This window comes from Streptomyces atriruber (assembly GCF_001418325.1).
Taxonomy (GTDB): Bacteria; Actinomycetota; Actinomycetes; order Streptomycetales; family Streptomycetaceae; genus Streptomyces; species Streptomyces atriruber.
This window is the reverse complement of sequence record NZ_LIPN01000020.1, coordinates 1-15016: the sequence shown is the minus strand read 5'-3', so window position 1 is coordinate 15016 and position 15016 is coordinate 1. Positions and strand designations below refer to the sequence as shown.

The window sequence follows — 15016 nt, the reverse complement described above, 5'->3', positions numbered from 1 at the left end:
CTCGACTGGCTGATGAGCGGCCTCGTGCAGCGCGTGCCGCACACCCACAGCGCCGTGCTGCTCTCCTCCGACGGACTCGTGAAGTCGGTGCACGGCCTCGACCCGGACAGCGCCGACCACATGGCGGCCCTCGCCTCGGGGCTCTACTCGCTGGGGCGCAGCGCGGGCATCCGCTTCGGCGACGGCGGTGACGTCCGCCAGGTCGTCGTGGAACTGGACTCCACCCTCCTGTTCGTCTCCACCGCGGGCTCGGGCACCTGTCTGGCCGTGCTCGCCGGGCGCGACGCGGACGCGGCCGTCCTCGGCTACGAGATGGCGATGCTGGTCAAGAGCGTGCGGCCGTATCTGATCACCGCCCCCCGGCAGCCCGCCGGCGAACCCGCGCCGATGAGGCATTGAGGATGGCGGCCCCGCACGACGGGCCCTGGCTCGACGACGCCGCGGGGCGGCTGGTCCGCCCCTACACCGTCAGCAACGGACGGACGAGACCGACCAGCCAACTCGACCTGCTCTCCCTGGTGATGGCGACCGGCTCCACACCGCTCGGCTACCTCGGGCCGGAGCACTCCACGGCCCTCGGCCTCTGCGAGGCGCCCACCTCCGTCGCCGAGATCGCGGCCCAGCTGAAGCTGCCCGCGGCCGTGGCCAAAGTGATCCTCTCGGATCTCCTCGACTGCGGGGTCCTCACCCAGAAGGCCCCGGACTTCTACCACAACCCCACTGACCGGTCCCTGTTGGAGGCAGTGCTCGATGGATTACGACGACAGCTCTGACCTTTTCCCCACCGCACTGAAAATCCTGGTCGCGGGCGGCTTCGGGGTCGGCAAGACGACCTTCGTCGGCGCGGTCAGCGAGATCGCGCCGCTGAGCACCGAAGAGCTGCTCACCACGGTCAGCGAGGCCACCGACGACCTCTCGGGCGTGGAGAACAAGACCACGACGACCGTCGCCATGGACTTCGGGAGAATCACGCTCGACCCGGAGCACGTGCTGTACCTGTTCGGCACGCCGGGGCAGGAGCGCTTCTGGTTCATGTGGGACGAACTCTCCGAAGGAGCGCTCGGCGCGGTGGTGCTCGCCGACACCAGGCGCCTGGAGGACTGCTTCGCCGCCGTGGACTTCTTCGAGCAGCGCGGCATGGGCTTCATCGTGGCGATCAACGAATTCGACGGCGCCTACCGCTACGAGCCCGACGAAGTGCGCTCCGCGATCGACCTCGACCCGCAGGTCCCCGTCGTGCGCTGCGACGCACGGATCTCCAGCTCCGGCATCCAGACCCTCCTCATCCTCGTCAAACACCTCCTCAACCACGCTCCGGCGGCCAGCTACGGAGCCCACACGTGATGCATGACCCGACCGGGCGCCTCCTGCTCACCCCCGTGGACAAGGAGGCGCCCGCGCGGGTGCGGCGGCTGCGGGGGCTCGGGATCGGGCAGTACTCCGAACCGGCCTTCGACGCCTTCGCGGACCGGCTCGCCGAGCTGACCGGCGCGCCGTACGCCATGGTCAACTTCCTCGACGAGAAACAGCAGTTCTTCGCGGGACTGCACACTCCAGGGAACCGGGACGGCGAGGCCTGCCGCTATCTGGCCCGCGACCACGGGTACTGCCCGCACGTTGTGGTGCGCCGCAAGGCCCTCGTCCTGGAGGACGTCCGCGACTATCCGCGGTTCGCGGGCAACCCCGTGGTGGACGAGACCGGCATCCGCTCCTATCTGGGCGCGCCGCTGATCGACCGCACGGCGACGGTGCTCGGCACGGTCAGTGTCGTGGACGTCGAGCCGCGCCGCTGGGGAACGGCGGGGCTCGACACGATCAAGCGGATGGCCGCGGAGCTGGTCGAGCAGATCCACCGGCGGGAGGCGGGCGGCATCTGAACGGACCTCTGTGGCCGGTCAGGTCTCGGAGAGGCAGGCACGGACGAGGTAGGCGGCGAACTCGGCCCGGTCGAGCTGGACGACGGAGCGGTGCGTGTGGTGACCGCTCAGGGAGAACAGCAGGGCGAAACCGACGGGTTGCACGGTGACGCCCCTGCTGACCACCGGGCTGGTCAGTCCGTCGAACAGCGCGCCGCGGGAGAAGCTCCACGTGGCGATCTCGCAGGCCTGCTCGTCGATGCAGCACAGGCGTATGAACCAGGGCTCACAGGGGCTGCAGGAGGCGGTCACCACAACGTCGACGGGACGCTGTCCGGGCGCGGTGCGGTAGCCCATGAAGATGGCGTGCGCGGCTGTGCCGGGCATGGCGGATCTCCCGTCGCGTACGAGGAGGGGCGAGTGGTGGTGGCGTACGAGGTGAGGACGTGATGCGGACCTGGTGCTGTCCGGCACTCAGTGAGTCGTCCACACCTCGGAGGGGAGGAAGTCCAGCGGTGCGTTCATGCCCTCGGCGGGGAGGAACACCGGGCGCGTGAGCAGACGGTCACCCGTCCGCTGGACGCAGACCACCACGCCGAGGCTCGCTGATCCGGGCTCCCCGAGCTTCACGTAGAACAGCTCCGAGAACGGCTCGCGGATCTCGGTACGGCCGATGATCCACTGCTCGACCTCAGAGGGCACCCGGCCCACCAGTGCCGTGCCGTCCGCGAAGACCTGAGGCCCTTTCAGGGCGTCGACCGATATGCCCCGCAGCCGTTCGTCGAGGCCGTAGTAGAACGTCAGCCCCAGCCCCCAGCACTCCCCTTTGACAGTGCCGTGCCGGTCCTGCGACAGAGCCGCACGCGTGTGGTGCTGGGGGTTCTTCGTGATGCCGCCGAGCGCCTCGGTGACGTCGGCGGGGCGCATCCCGAAACGCAGCGGGCCCACGCTCTCGAACGGTTCCAGCGACCAGCGCCGCCGCTCGCTCTCCGGCAGTACATCCCACACACCCCACCGATCGAACACTCGTCGGTCCCGGCCGCCGTGCACGACGGGTGCCGTTCAGTCGGTGGCGCGGCGGCGCCTGTGGGCCGCGGCGGCCAGTGCCGTGCCGAGTGCGACGGAGGCGCCGCCGGCACCGATCAGCCAGCTGGTGCCGTCGTTGCTCCCGGTCCGGGCGAGGGAGCCGCTCGCGGCGGTCCTGCCGGTGTCGCCGCCGGTCGTGCCGGAGTGCTCGGCGGCCGGGTGGAGGGCGCTGTTGCCGCTGCCATTGCCGGGAGTCGGGGGAGTGGCGGGCTTGGTGTGGTCGGTGGGGCCGGTGGCTTTGCCGCCGCCGCTCGTGTCGCCCTTGCCCGGGTGTCCGCCGGCACCGGGCTTGTGCCCGCTTCCAGGCTCGCCGCCTCCGGGCTTCTCGCCGTTCCCGGGCCTTTCGGGATCACCCGGCTTCTCGCCGTCCCCGGGCCTTTCGGGATCACCCGGCTTCTCGGGGTCTCCGGGCTCCTCGGGATCCCCGGGCTTTTCGGGGTCTCCCGGCTCCCCTCCGCCCTCGGAAGGAGCGATGATCTTCGACCACACCCAGTATTCGTCGTCCGATTGGACCTGCTCGTCGTAGACCCGCGGGCCCATGAAGAAGGCGGTGAGCGGTGCGTCCGACGCGGCGCGCATGCGGAGGGAGAAGGTGGTCCGGCCCGTCGGCAACGGGAATTCCAGCAGCAGTTCGAGGTCGTAGTCGCCGAGGTCCGGGGGGCTGTAGACCCTTGCGTCGCGCCAGGCGCCGTCGACCTGTATCTGGACGCGGAGATCGTCCCCGTACAAGCGGAGGCCGGAGGCTTCGGTGTTGACGGCCATGTCGAGGTCCCAGAGGTTCCCCTCGTCGTGGGGGTTGTCGACGACGAGGGTGAAGTTCGACCAGTCGTCGCCCCCGATGAGGGCGTCCGGGACGCCTTCCAGCTTGACGTCAGGGGGCGCGGACGCGCGCGTCTCGGAGGCGTGAGCTGCCGACTCCTCCTGCGGGCTGTGGTCGGGCGCAGGCACGGCCGCATCGGGGGCCTCGGCAGGGGCTGTTGCCGTGCCGGTCTCGGAGGCGTGAGGCGTCGGCTCTTCCTCCGGGCTGCGGTCGGGCGCCGGCACGGCCGTGCCGAGGGCCTCGCCCGCGGCCGCAGGCGTGGCCCCGAACAGCGCCGGAGCCATCGCGGCGACGGTGGCCATCGCGGTCAGGTACTTCAGTCTCACTGCGTCATCCCTTGTGGCGTTGTCATGCGGTGATGCGACCAGCCTCGAAGTCGGCGCCCCCTGTGGGTAGATGTTTCCGACTTATGCACTCATAAGCTGTATCTATGAGTGATTGCCATAGGGCTGTTCTGTGCCTCTTTCTCCCTGTACTCCCGCTCTGGCCGCCCTCGACCTCCTGCTCGGCGTGGTCGAGCTGCCTGGAAGAACTGGGCGGAGTGCCGGTGCTGGAGCGCACGTCCCGCGGATCCCGCCCGCGGGCGCTGAGGAACGCCTCAAGTCGGTGAGGGTGACCGGCTTCGACGCGCGGCGCTCCCTCCGGGCCGTCCGGCCGAAGGGGCAGCGGCCCACCGGCCCCGCCGGAACGTCGTAGGCCGTCGCACATCGCGGGCCGGGGCGCTGCGCCCGCAGCCCTGAGACCGCCGCCCCATAGGGCGAACTTATGGGGTCATCGAAGAGCCGCTGCTACCGGCCTGCGAAAGCCTGGGCGAGGTTGAAGGGGCGGACCGACGAACGCACCGGTCCTCTCCTCACGCCACGAGAACAGGAATCCGCAGGTGATGACGCGAACCCCGACTTGTCCCGCCTCCGCCATGCCCGATTCCCGGGACCGGGCCCGTCGGACGGTGCCGGGCATCACCGCGGCCGCGCGGGTCGCCCTCGCCGTCGTCTGGTGCTGGGCCGGGTGGGCGAAGATCCAGGACCCGGTGGCATCCGCCCAGGCGGTGCGCGCGTACCGGATCCTGCCCGAAACCCTGGTGGCTCCGGTCGGCCACGGCATCCCCGCGCTCGAACTCACTCTCGCTGCACTGCTGTTGGTAGGTCTGCGGATCCGGCTCGCCGCTGTGCTGTCCGCGCTGCTCCTCACCGGGTTCCTCGCGGGGATCGTCCAGGCGTGGGCCCGCGGCCTGAGCGTCGACTGCGGCTGCTTCGGCGGTGGCGGCGAAATCGACTCCGCCGACACCCGCTATCTCCAGGAAGTCCTCAGGGACGTCGGGCTGCTCCTCCTGAGCACCTGGCTGGTCCGGTGGCCCGCGAGCCGCTTCTCGCTCGACGCCGTCCTCCGCTGACCCGCAGCCCGCACGTCTGCCCCGCCCTGCCCACCTGCCCGTTCCACCTCGCCCGCACCACCTCCCGAAGAGGCCTCACATGAGCAAGTCCGCCGTCCGTACGCAGCCACGTCAGGCACGAGACCGCCTGCGGGCCGAACGTGAAAGTGCCGACCGGCGCTCGCGCCGCGTGCGGCAAACCGCCCTGAGCGCCGCAGTCGTGGCGACCGTGACGACGGTCGTCGCCGTCGCCGTCGTGGTCCAGTCGGGCGCGGCCGAGGACGACCGCCCCGTCGTCGTGCCCTCGGGGGCCACGGGCGACGACGACCTCGTCATTCCCGGTGGCCCGGCCGACGCCCCCGCCACCCTGACGGTGTACGAAGACCCTCGCTGCCCGGGGTGCGCCCGGTTCGAACGCGCACTGCACACGACGATCAACAGGCTCCAGGACGAGGGCAGACTCCGCGTCGAATACCACGTCCTCTCCTTCGTCGACCGCATCGTCCCGGGCCGGGGGTCGAAGTACGCGGCCAACGCGCTGGCGGCGGCTCAGGACGCGGGGAAGTTCCGCGACTTCCACGACGTCCTCTTCGCCTCCCAGCCGTCCTCCGAGAACGACGACTCCTTCGGGGACGAACAAGTCCTGCTGGCTCTCGGGAAGAAGGTCGACGGCATGGACATGGAGAAGTTCACCGCAGCGGTCAGGAACGGCACGCACGACACGTGGGTGAACAAGGTGCAGCAGGCCTTCGACCGGCAGACCGCCGTCCAGGCCACACCGGCCGTGCTCTTCAAGGGTAAGGACCTCCTGAAGGACCCCGGCCACCCGCTCACCCCGGAGCGGCTGACCCGGCTGGTGGAAGCGGAGACGGTTTCGTGAAGCTGCCTCTCGGTCTCGCCCGCTACACCCCGCTCGTCGCGTGTGCCACCGGCGCGGCATGGGCCACGGCGACGGCGTGTGCCCGGTCCTCCTGGTGGTGGGTGGCAGCCGTGCCGTTGCTCGGGCTCACCGCGCTCGGGGTGCGGGACGTCCTGCAGCGTCGGCACGCGATCCTGCGCAACTATCCGCTGCTCGGGCACGCCCGCTTCTTGCTGGAGAGCGTCAGGCCGGAGCTCCAGCAGTACTTCGTCGAGCGCAACTTCGACGGCCGCCCCTACGACCGCGGCGTACGGGACGCCGTCTATCAGCGGGCCAAGGGGATCGAGGCGAAGACGGCGTTCGGCACCGAACGCGACGTCTACGCCGAGGGTCACGAGTTCCTGGCGCCGTCCATGGCTGCGAGGACGGCGAGCGACGAGCCGCCCACCGTGCTCGTCGGCGGCCCGGACTGCACCCAGCCGTACGCGATGTCGCTGCTGAACATCTCCGCGATGAGCTTCGGCGCCCTGTCGGCCCCTGCCGTCCTCGCCCTCAACAAGGGCGCTCGGGGCAGGTTCGCCCACGACACCGGAGAAGGCGGGATCTCCGAGCACCACCTGCGCCACGGGGGCGACCTGATCTGGCAGATCGGGACCGGATACTTCGGCTGCCGCACCCCGGGCGGGAACTTCGACGCCCATGGCTTCGCGGTCAAGGCCCGCCACCGGCAGGTCAAATGCGTGCTCCTGAAACTCTCCCAGGGTGCCAAGCCCGGCCTGGGAGGGCTGCTCCCGGGCGCCAAGGTCGACACCGAGATCGCCGGAATCCGCGGTGTCCCGCCGGGCCGCACCGTCGTCTCCCCGCCCCAGCACAGCGCCTTCTCGACCCCGCGCGAGCTGATCGGATTCATCGCCCGCCTGAGAGATCTCGCGGAGGGAAAGCCCGTCGGCATCAAGCTGTGCGTGGGAGACCGCGTCCAGGTGCTGGCTCTGTGCAAGGCCATGCTCGCCGAGGGGGTGAGCCCGGACTTCATCGTCGTGGACGGAGCCGAGGGCGGCACGGGGGCCGCGCCGCTGGAGTTCGCCGACGAGGTGGGCATGCCCCTCACCGAAGGCCTGATGACGGTGCACAACGCGCTCGTGGGCACCGGGCTGCGCGACCGGATACGCGTCGGCGCCAGCGGCAAGATCGCCACCGGCGGGGACATCGTCAGACGTCTCGCCCAGGGGGCGGACTTCACCAACGCGGCCCGCGCGATGATGTTCGCCCTCGGCTGCATCCAGGCCCGGGCCTGCCACACCAACGCCTGCCCCGTCGGAGTCGCCACCCAGGACGCCCGCCGCGCCCGGGCGCTGGACGTCCCCGACAAGGCCGACCGCGTCCGCCGCTACCAGGCGGCCACGGTCCGCAGCGCCCAGCACATCATCGCCGCCATGGGTCTCGACTCCCCTCGACAGCTGCACCCGCGGATGCTGCGGCGCAGGATGAGCACGGGCGGAGAGATCCGTTCCTATGCCGATCTGTACGAGTGGCTGGAGGACAAGGAGCTGCTGAACGAGCCTCCGGAGTCGTGGCGGGCGGACTGGGCGGCCGCCGATCCCGACCGGTTCGGGCCGTGACGGGACCGGGGATTCTCGGACCTCGGACACGGGCCGATCCGGGTCACACGACGAGTCCGGTGCCGTCGGGAAAGCGGATGCGCACCGTGCCGCCGTCCACGGTGCAGGTGATGGACTCCCGCAGGGCGCGCGGGCTGACCGTGTCCCGGGACAGGGCGATCAGGGTGACGTGGACGCTGTCGCCGCCCGGGTGGGACGCGGAGGTCAGGAACGGTGTCGCGGAGTGCGGTCCGTACGCGTTGGCCGCCACCTCGCGGGCGATGCCCGCCTGCTCGTCCCAGCCGTGCAGGGCGACGACCGCGCTGGTGAGGCCCGTCGTCGTACGGGTGAGCGCCCAGCCGGGGCCGCGCTCGGTGTGCGGCTGTGTCCCGTCCGCCACCGCGTGTCCGCCCTCGCGGACGGTCGCCCCCGCGGGTGCCCGCACGCGGTGCACGCGGATCTCCCACGGGCCGTGCAGCACGCTCGTCGTCTCGATGGGGAACGCCTCGTCGCCGCCCGGGTACTGGGCGTCGTGGCGGGACGCGGCCATCCGGCCCTCGCAGCTCAGCGGGTGGATGCGGAGGCGGCGCGAGGGCGTGCCGTCGGGGGTGAGCAGGGCCATGTGGCCGTCGACGGCACGCTCCCATGCGCGCGGGGCGGTCTCGGGGGCGGTCGCCGTCGAGTAGGCGAACTTGGCGTAGTGCGGGTCGTCCTGGGCGGGGCCTTCGAGGAGGTTGTGGTCGCTGCCGTGGTTGACGAGGCGGACGATGCCGTCGTGCCGGGTGCCGTGCAGCAGCCAGCCGGGCTGGGGGAGCGCCGTGTACTGGTCGGACTCCTCGACGGGGAGCGGCACTTCGCGCTCCGTCCACACGGGATGGCCGGCGGGGAGCAGCAGGCCGAGGAAGCCCTTGCTCGCCCAGTACGGGGAGGCCGGGCCTGAGTAGGCCTGGGTCGCGGGCAGGAACGTCCCGTACCAGCCGAGCGGCAGCAGCCCCCGCTCGTCGGGCACGCCGCGCTCCACGAAGTGCCGTGCCGTGCCGGAGGCGAGGCGTCGGGTCAGGCCCGGTGCGAGGGGAGTGCAGTCGGCCAGGGCGCCCATCCACACCGGAGCCGCGGCCGCGAAGCGGTACGTCAGGGAGCGGCCCTGGTGGACGGGCGCGCCGTCGCCGCCGAAGAAGTGCGGGTAGGTGGTGAGGAACCGGGTGAGGCGTTCCCGGTAGACCTCGGCGCGGCCGCCGTCGTCCCCGCCGGTCATCCGGGCCCACAGCAGCGGGTACAGGTGCATGGCCCAGCCGATGTAGTAGTCGAAGTTGCGTCCGTCGCCGTCGCTGTACCAGCCGTCGCCGCGGTACCAGTCCTCGATGCGGTCCAGGCCGCCGTCGATGTCCGCCTGGCTGTACGGGGCGCCGACCGAGGCGAGGAACTGCTCGGAAACCACTTGGAAAAGCCGCCAGTTGTTGTCCCAGGTCTTCCTGCCGACGAAGCCGGAGAACCAGTCGACCACCCGCTCCTGGACCCGGGTGTCGAGCTTGTCCCAGATCCAGGGGCGGGTTTCGTGCAGTCCGATCGCGATGGACGCGGCCTCCACCATCTGCTGGGAGCAGTCGGTGAGTTGCGGCCAGGCCTCGCCGCTGCCGGGGTCCGTGCCCGCCGCGAGACCCTGTGCGTAGCGCTCCACGAGGCGGGGGTCGGCCTCGCCGTCCGCTCCCGCGATCCGGAAGGCGGCGAGCAGGAACGAGCGCGCGTACCCTTCAAGGCCGTCCGACACGACCCCCGACCAACTGCCCCTTCCGGGCAGCCGGTACTGCGCGAACCCCGGTGTCGCGTACGGGACGAGCGCGTCCAGCTGTCGGTCGGCGAGCGCCTCCCAGTGTGCTCGGGTCCAGCCGGTGAGCGGGGACAGGACGCGGTCGGTGGGCGGCAGGGTCAGATGCGGTGCGGGCATGGGGTCCGTGACTCCTCGGTGGCGGGTGCGGGTCGGGTGACGCTATTCGCGATAGGTGCTCGCGTCGACGGTGGGCCTCGGCAGGCCGAGCGCGGCGATGCGGGCCGTGCCGGCCGAGGTGACGGGGAAGCGCCACTTGCCGGTGAAGAATTCGGTGAGGTCGCGTCCGGTGGCCCGGCTGGCGTACACCGCGAGGTGGTCGTAGCGGTCCGCGTCCGTGGCGGCTGCAGGGTTGTCGGCGCGGATCAGCCGGTGCAGCTGCGGCCAGACGCCGGTGCCGAAGGCGAGGTGCAGCTGCCACAGCGGGACGAGCTTGGACCAGACGTCGAGCGACGCGTAGTCGCCGCCTCCGTCGCGGGCCGCGAAGGCCCGGTCGTAGACGTCCTTGCCCGCGGAGTCCCGCACGAGCAGCCGGGACGCCTGGCCTAGCGTGCGCTGTGCGGCGAGCGAGTAGAGGTTGCAGGTCACCTCGGTGAGGGCACCCGGCTTGTACGCGAACTGCTGGTGCTGGTGCCCGAGTTCGTGGTACATGCCCCAGCCGCCGGTCCGCAGCCCGTCCACGCCCGCGATGTACTTCATGGCGGCGGCCGGATAGCCGGTGTACCCGTGCGTGGCATACGCGCCCACACCCGAGGCGACCTTGGTGACGTTCACGAAGTGGTAGGGCAGCGGATTGCGGGCGTGCGTGCCGCTGGTGCCGCTCAACCCGCTGAACGCGGCGTGCGACGCCAGGAGTTGCTCGTAGGTGTCGAGGAGCGCGGCGTGGTTCTCGGCGCGGTACTGCAGAGCGGTGGCGCGGGACAGCGTGACGATGGCGTGCGCGGAGCGGAGCTGCACGTATCCGGCTGCGGTGTGGGAGTCCAGCTGGGACTGGAAGGCGGACTCCGAGGTCGAGCCGTGCGTGAAGGTGGGCATGGGCACGGAACCGGCGCCGACGGTGACCGTGGCGCGTTCGCCGTTGCCCGTCATCGTCAGATGGACGGGCCCGCCGTTCGGATCGGTGACGGTGTTCGTCCCGGTCCTCAGCGGATAGGCGCGAGGGGTGTTGGGGGTGGAGTAGTAGTCGGGGATGCCGATGTGCAGGGTCGGCAGGAGGCCGTCCGGCGCGGACACGGTGACGGTGACCGCGGTGCCCGCGGGCGCGTACGTCCCCGTGGTGAAGAAGTCGCTGGCACGCTGGGCCGCCCCGAGCCGCACCCGTTGCGACTCGGCGGAGACGCGGGCGGTGAGTGGCACGGCGGCGGTGGCCCGCGCCGCACGGGCGGTGCCGGGCAGCAGCGCGACGCCGGTGGCGGCGGCGAGAGCGCCGAGGACGGTGCGGCGGTGGAGCGGAGTGGATCTCATGAGGTGCACTCCTTCTGTCGGTGGTTCCGTCAGCGGGAAACTCGGGGGCGCCCCGTGAGGGGCGCGGGGAACTGCGCGACGAGCCGCGACGCGCCTGCGGAAAACTCGGGACCGAACGGTCGGCTCACCGCAGCTCGGCGGCGTGCGTGCGCCCACGGGACCCACCGACCCGCACGGTGACCAGGGGCCGCCGTCCCGGCCGGACGGCCACCGTGTCGTCCGCACGGACCACCCCGCGCACGGGAAAGGGCAGCTCGACGTCGAGCGTCGACTCCGCACGGCCGGGATCGGCGACGGCCACGGACACACCGCCGTGCCCGCGGCGCACGAGCACCGTGCAGGACCCGGAGGAGGAGAGTCCCCCGGCCCGGCCGGGCGCCCAGAAGTGCGCGGCGAGCAGCCCGTCGCGCCGCGCCTCGACCGCCTGTACGGCTGCGTCGTTGGCCACGATCCGCACGGGCCCGGCGTGCGCCCAGGCCGCGGTGGCGGCCGCGCTCGCGCCGGGCAGCAGGACGTAGGCGTACGAGGCGTCGGCGGGGGACACGCCGTGGTCGAGCCAGAGGGTCAGATAGCGGCGCGCCACCGGCGACGTGCTGCCGCCCGTGTCGGCACCGGTGTTGATGTCCCGCCACGCGCCGACACGCTCCTCGCGCAGGGCACGCAGCCCCAGGCCGTCCGCGCGGCCGTCGTGGTCGGGGAAGACGTAGCCGCCGCTGCCGGACAGGTGCGCCCACCGGGCGTCCGACAGCCGCGCAGACCACCCGTCGTGCCCCGGCTGTCCCCGTCCGTCCACGGTCAGCCGCCGCGCGGGGCCGTCGGCGTACAGATTGCGGTTCTCGACGACCGTCTCGATGGTGCGTCCGTCGCTCGCGGAGATGCCCGCGCCGAGCGCGACGACGGCGTTGTCGAGGCAGAACCACGCCTTGCGTGCCCGCAGCGTGCTTCCGTCGGCGAGCAGTTCCATGGCCGCCGCCCCGTGGCGCGCGTCGAGGACGGCGCCGCCCGCCACGGCGTTCTTCGGGCGGTACGTGCCGGTGCCGCCGCCCGAGCCGATGTCGGCACGGGCCCGCGTGTCCACGGTCGTGCCCGGCAGGCGGTACGGATCGACGGTCGCCCAGAAGGCGTCACCGAACCGCCCGAGGTCGTCGCCGTCGTACAGATAGGTCATGCCGTCACCGGTGTACCAGCCGTGCAGGTTCTCGCCGTTGCCCGCTTCGTAGGCGGCGATGCGCTTCGAGGAGAGCGACAGCGCGAGGGCCCAGCCGGGCCTGCGGTGCACCACGCGGTCCATGTCCGCGAAGACGAAGTGCCCGGTGAGCCGGTCGCCGGCCGGGATCGAGGCGTCGTCGAGGACGGCCTTGGCGCGGGCCAGCGCCGGGATGCCCGCCAGAGTCGGGTAGGGCGTGGTCGTGTTGCGGCGGAGCCAGCCCTTGGCCATGGCCCGCCAGCGTCGCGCGTACGCGTCGGGGGCGCCGGACGCCAGCTGCAAAATGTGCGAGAGCGTCGCCGCGCCGTCGTCGTGGTCCCTGGCCTTCTCCCTGGAGATCGCCCGGCCCCGCACCGCGTCCATCATCAGCCCGTCGAACACCACCGGCGCGAACGTCCGGTCCACCGCCTCGTACAGCACGGACGTCTTCGGGTCCGTGACCGCCCACGGGGAGTCGGCGAGCAGCGCGATCAGCTGGCCCGCGCTGCCGAGCAGGACACTGCCGTACGTTCCCGTGTACGCGACGGAGCCGTGCTGCACGAACGACCCGTCCGCATAGAATCCGTCGCCCGAAGTGACGTATTGGAAGAGGCCGTTCCTGCCGTTGTCCCGGACGTCGGACAGCCCGTCGCGGGCCAGCGCCACCGTGGCCCCGTCCCGGGCGAGCAGACCGCGCAGGGCCACGATGACGGCCTTGTCGGCGCGGTTGGCGCCGGTCTCGGCCAGGGAGGGCGCGTTGGTGCGCCGGTCGGGGTCGGGGCAGAACTTCGCGACCGTCGCGGTGTACGCGGAGAGGTCGTCGGCCGGGAGGTGTGCTCGCAGCAGCACGCACGTGTCCATCAGCGCGCGGGGCGCGCCGATCTCCCAGAACCACCAGTTGCCCGACTCCGGGCGGCCGGGGTGGTAGCCGGTGGCGTGCAGGAAGCGCAGCGCGTCGAGCAGGGTGTCGAGGATCTCCGCGCTGCCGGTCAGCGAGGTGCCGGGGGTGGCCCAGGCCGTCGCGAGGGTGCGCAGACGGGGGTAGCTCTGACCGAAGTTGCCGGGGTCGGAGGCGGGGGAGAGGTCGGCCCACAGCGCCGTCCTGCCCGCCGACCGGTCCAACTGCCGCCACCAGCCGGAAGCCCGGGTGTCCAGGGCCTTCAGGGCGGCGGCGAAGTCCGGGTCCGCCGCGTCGAAGTCGCCGCCGGTGAGCTGCGCGGCGGCGCGGGCGAGCAGGGTGTCGTAGGAGTCCTCGGAGTCGGCCGGGGGCGCGGCGCCCCGTGCCGTGCCGCTCGCCGCCGACGGCACGAGGACGGACGCCGCCCCCGCCGCGAGAAGTGTGCGACGGCTGGGCCCGGTGGCGTCGGCGGCAGGAGTGGGCGGCGTGGGCATGCGAACTCCCAGAGGTGTCGGGGGCACATGAAGGCTTCGGGGCACATGTGGTGAGCCGATCCCGCGACAGCATGTAAGCGGTTGCTATGTGGCGCAAGAGGGGCCGGAATCTTTCTACGTTCTTTCTGCTCCGGCCATGGATGTGCGCGCCCCTTTCCGGGGTTAACCGCTTTCAGTGATGCGCTCGACCTGCTCGACCGCCCGACCCGCGCGTCCCGCCACCGAGTCCCGCACGACGATGTGCGTGCCGAGCCGCACCCGGCCCTCCGCGGGCGGCCGCCACGCCTCGGCCTCCGCGTCGGGCACCGCGATCCGCACCGCCTGCCGCCCCATCTCCTCCAGCGGCACCCGCACGGTGGTCAGCCGCGGCCGCAGCGTCGCGGCCGCGGGCACGTCGTCGTAGCCGACGAGGGAGACGTCGTCGGGGACCCGGAGCCCCGCCTCCTCCAGGGCCTGCAGCGCCCCGATCGCCACCATGTCGTTCGCCGCGAACACCGCGCTGAACTCCAGCCCCGACGCCAGGAGTTCGGAGAGCCTGCGATGACCGAAGGCGGGGCTGAACGCCCCGGTGTGCACCAGCTCGGGAGCCTTCGGCACGCCCCGCAGCGCCAGCGCCCTGCGGTGTCCGGCGAGCCGGTCGTGGGTGGTGGAGAGGCGGGGCGGCCCGCCGAGGTACAGGATGCGCTCGTGCCCCTGGGTGAGCAGGTGGTCGGTGAGGGCGAACGCGCCGCCTTCGTTGTCGTACTCCACCGAGAGCGTCGGCACGCCGTGCCCCACCGACGGTCTGCCGCACAGCACGAGCCGTGCCCCGCCCGCGTGCAGCCCGCGCGCCCTGCGGGCCACTTCGCGCGCGTACGAGCGGTCCTGGTGCGCGCCGCCCACCAGGACCACCGCGTCCGCGCGCTGCTCGTGCAGCAGGTCGACGAAGGCGAGTTCGCGCCGCGGGTCGCCGTGGGTGCAGCAGACCATGCAGAGCCGACCCGCCTCGGACGCGGCCCGCTCCACGCCACGGGCGATGTGCGCGAAGAACGGGTCGACGACGTCGTGCACGACGATGCCGACCGTGCGGTTCGACGTCCCGGCGAGCGCTCTGGCGTGGGCGTTCGCCACGTAGCCGAGTTCCTCCACGGCGGCGTGGACGCGGCTGCGGGTGTCCCCGGCCACCGGGTAGTTGCCGTTGAGGACGCGCGAGACGGTGGCCGACGAGACGTCGGCTCGCGCCGCGACGTCGGTGATCGTCGCTCGTCGAGTGGGCCTGTTTCCGTGCGTCGGCGTGTCTGCCATGTGCGGACGTCCTTCCGGTGCGGGCTCGTCGTGGCTTGCCGCGCAGTTCCCCGCGCCCGTTGCGGAGTGCCCCGGGCCCCTCGACCGGGTCCGCCGCCTCGGCAACGACAGTAAGCGTGTACCGAAGTCTGCCCCTGCGCCAGGGAGGTGCTGGGGGAAAGTCCAAGAACAGGGCCCTCCCGAGGTGTTGACGGGGCAGTAAGCGATTACTACGTTGCCGCCTCATGGCTGAGAAAAGGACCCGAACCGTGCGTGCCGCCGTCGCGACGGCGGC

The 15016-nt window shown here is 72.0% G+C and carries 14 protein-coding genes; 7 read left to right on the top strand and 7 right to left on the bottom strand.

The features are described 5' to 3' along the window. The 4 genes from AOK03_RS01725 to AOK03_RS01710 form a co-directional block, all read left to right on the top strand. Positions 1 to 399 (top strand): roadblock/LC7 domain-containing protein (locus AOK03_RS01725; RefSeq protein ID WP_063792400.1); only part of this gene is annotated, 399 nt, incomplete at its 5' end. 2 nt (positions 400 to 401) lie between these two features. Next, positions 402 to 773: a DUF742 domain-containing protein gene (locus tag AOK03_RS01720; protein ID WP_055563308.1), complete on the top strand. Its 372-nt coding sequence runs from the start codon at positions 402 to 404 to the stop codon at positions 771 to 773. Further along, a complete protein-coding gene (locus AOK03_RS01715) occupies positions 751 to 1344 on the top strand; it encodes a GTP-binding protein (RefSeq protein ID WP_055563307.1) in 594 nt (197 codons plus the stop codon). Before AOK03_RS01720 ends, AOK03_RS01715 begins: the two co-directional genes overlap by 23 nt. Further along, a complete protein-coding gene (locus AOK03_RS01710) occupies positions 1341 to 1877 on the top strand; it encodes a GAF domain-containing protein (protein ID WP_055563306.1) in 537 nt (178 codons plus the stop codon). Before AOK03_RS01715 ends, AOK03_RS01710 begins: the two co-directional genes overlap by 4 nt. 18 nt (positions 1878 to 1895) lie before the next feature. Here the strand turns inward: AOK03_RS01710 and AOK03_RS01705 are convergent, their stop codons facing one another. From AOK03_RS01705 to AOK03_RS01695, 3 genes are all read right to left on the bottom strand, one after another. Beyond that, a complete protein-coding gene (locus AOK03_RS01705; RefSeq protein ID WP_055563305.1) occupies positions 1896 to 2243 on the bottom strand; it encodes an SsgA family sporulation/cell division regulator in 348 nt (115 codons plus the stop codon). Positions 2244 to 2330: 87 nt separating this feature from the next. Continuing rightward, positions 2331 to 2864: a hypothetical protein gene (locus AOK03_RS01700; RefSeq protein ID WP_157868834.1), complete on the bottom strand. Its 534-nt coding sequence runs from the start codon at positions 2862 to 2864 to the stop codon at positions 2331 to 2333. Positions 2865 to 2918: 54 nt separating this feature from the next. Further along, a complete protein-coding gene (locus tag AOK03_RS01695) occupies positions 2919 to 4088 on the bottom strand; it encodes a hypothetical protein (protein ID WP_055563303.1) in 1170 nt (389 codons plus the stop codon). Between the two features lie 590 nt (positions 4089 to 4678). Here AOK03_RS01695 and AOK03_RS01690 point away from each other — a divergent pair. The 3 genes from AOK03_RS01690 to AOK03_RS01680 all read left to right on the top strand — a co-directional run bounded on the left by AOK03_RS01690 (position 4679) and on the right by AOK03_RS01680 (position 7612). After that, positions 4679 to 5155: a MauE/DoxX family redox-associated membrane protein gene (locus AOK03_RS01690; RefSeq protein WP_055563302.1), complete on the top strand. Its 477-nt coding sequence runs from the start codon at positions 4679 to 4681 to the stop codon at positions 5153 to 5155. Between the two features lie 79 nt (positions 5156 to 5234). Then, positions 5235 to 6014 (top strand): DsbA family protein, encoded by a 780-nt coding sequence (locus AOK03_RS01685; RefSeq protein WP_063792399.1) that lies wholly within the window; start codon positions 5235 to 5237, stop codon positions 6012 to 6014. 2 nt (positions 6015 to 6016) lie between these two features. Further along, positions 6017 to 7612 carry an FMN-binding glutamate synthase family protein gene (locus AOK03_RS01680; RefSeq protein ID WP_055563310.1) on the top strand — a complete coding sequence of 532 codons (1596 nt, stop codon included), beginning with the start codon at positions 6017 to 6019 and terminating at the stop codon, positions 7610 to 7612. Between the two features lie 43 nt (positions 7613 to 7655). On the opposite strand, the gene AOK03_RS01675 is transcribed toward AOK03_RS01680, so the two are convergent. The 4 genes from AOK03_RS01675 to AOK03_RS01660 all read right to left on the bottom strand — a co-directional run bounded on the left by AOK03_RS01675 (position 7656) and on the right by AOK03_RS01660 (position 14742). Next, complete coding sequence (locus tag AOK03_RS01675) at positions 7656 to 9536, bottom strand: DUF2264 domain-containing protein (protein WP_055563300.1); 1881 nt, start codon at positions 9534 to 9536, stop codon at positions 7656 to 7658. A gap of 42 nt (positions 9537 to 9578) precedes the next feature. Continuing rightward, positions 9579 to 10880, bottom strand: coding sequence for a M60 family metallopeptidase (locus AOK03_RS01670; protein WP_055563299.1), 1302 nt, complete (start codon positions 10878 to 10880; stop codon positions 9579 to 9581). A 124-nt stretch (positions 10881 to 11004) separates the two neighbouring features. After that, positions 11005 to 13458, bottom strand: coding sequence for a polysaccharide lyase 8 family protein (locus AOK03_RS01665; RefSeq protein ID WP_055563298.1), 2454 nt, complete (start codon positions 13456 to 13458; stop codon positions 11005 to 11007). Positions 13459 to 13620: 162 nt separating this feature from the next. Further along, on the bottom strand, positions 13621 to 14742 hold the full coding sequence (locus tag AOK03_RS01660; protein WP_055563297.1) for a LacI family DNA-binding transcriptional regulator: 1122 nt from the start codon (positions 14740 to 14742) through the stop codon (positions 13621 to 13623). Between the last annotated feature and the right edge of the window lie 274 nt (positions 14743 to 15016).

Bases quoted from the DNA above. Each gene is read 5' to 3' on its own strand.
- AOK03_RS01720 (WP_055563308.1), top strand. From the start codon at position 402: ATGGCGGCCCCGCACGACGGGCCCTGGCTCGACGACGCCGCGGGGCGG.
- AOK03_RS01715 (WP_055563307.1), top strand. From the start codon at position 751: ATGGATTACGACGACAGCTCTGACCTTTTCCCCACCGCACTGAAAATC.
- AOK03_RS01705 (WP_055563305.1), bottom strand. From the start codon at position 2,243: ATGCCCGGCACAGCCGCGCACGCCATCTTCATGGGCTACCGCACCGCG.
- AOK03_RS01690 (WP_055563302.1), top strand. From the start codon at position 4,679: ATGCCCGATTCCCGGGACCGGGCCCGTCGGACGGTGCCGGGCATCACC.
- AOK03_RS01685 (WP_063792399.1), top strand. From the start codon at position 5,235: ATGAGCAAGTCCGCCGTCCGTACGCAGCCACGTCAGGCACGAGACCGC.
- AOK03_RS01675 (WP_055563300.1), bottom strand. From the start codon at position 9,536: ATGCCCGCACCGCATCTGACCCTGCCGCCCACCGACCGCGTCCTGTCC.
- AOK03_RS01670 (WP_055563299.1), bottom strand. From the start codon at position 10,880: ATGAGATCCACTCCGCTCCACCGCCGCACCGTCCTCGGCGCTCTCGCC.
- AOK03_RS01665 (WP_055563298.1), bottom strand. From the start codon at position 13,458: ATGCCCACGCCGCCCACTCCTGCCGCCGACGCCACCGGGCCCAGCCGT.
- AOK03_RS01660 (WP_055563297.1), bottom strand. From the start codon at position 14,742: ATGGCAGACACGCCGACGCACGGAAACAGGCCCACTCGACGAGCGACG.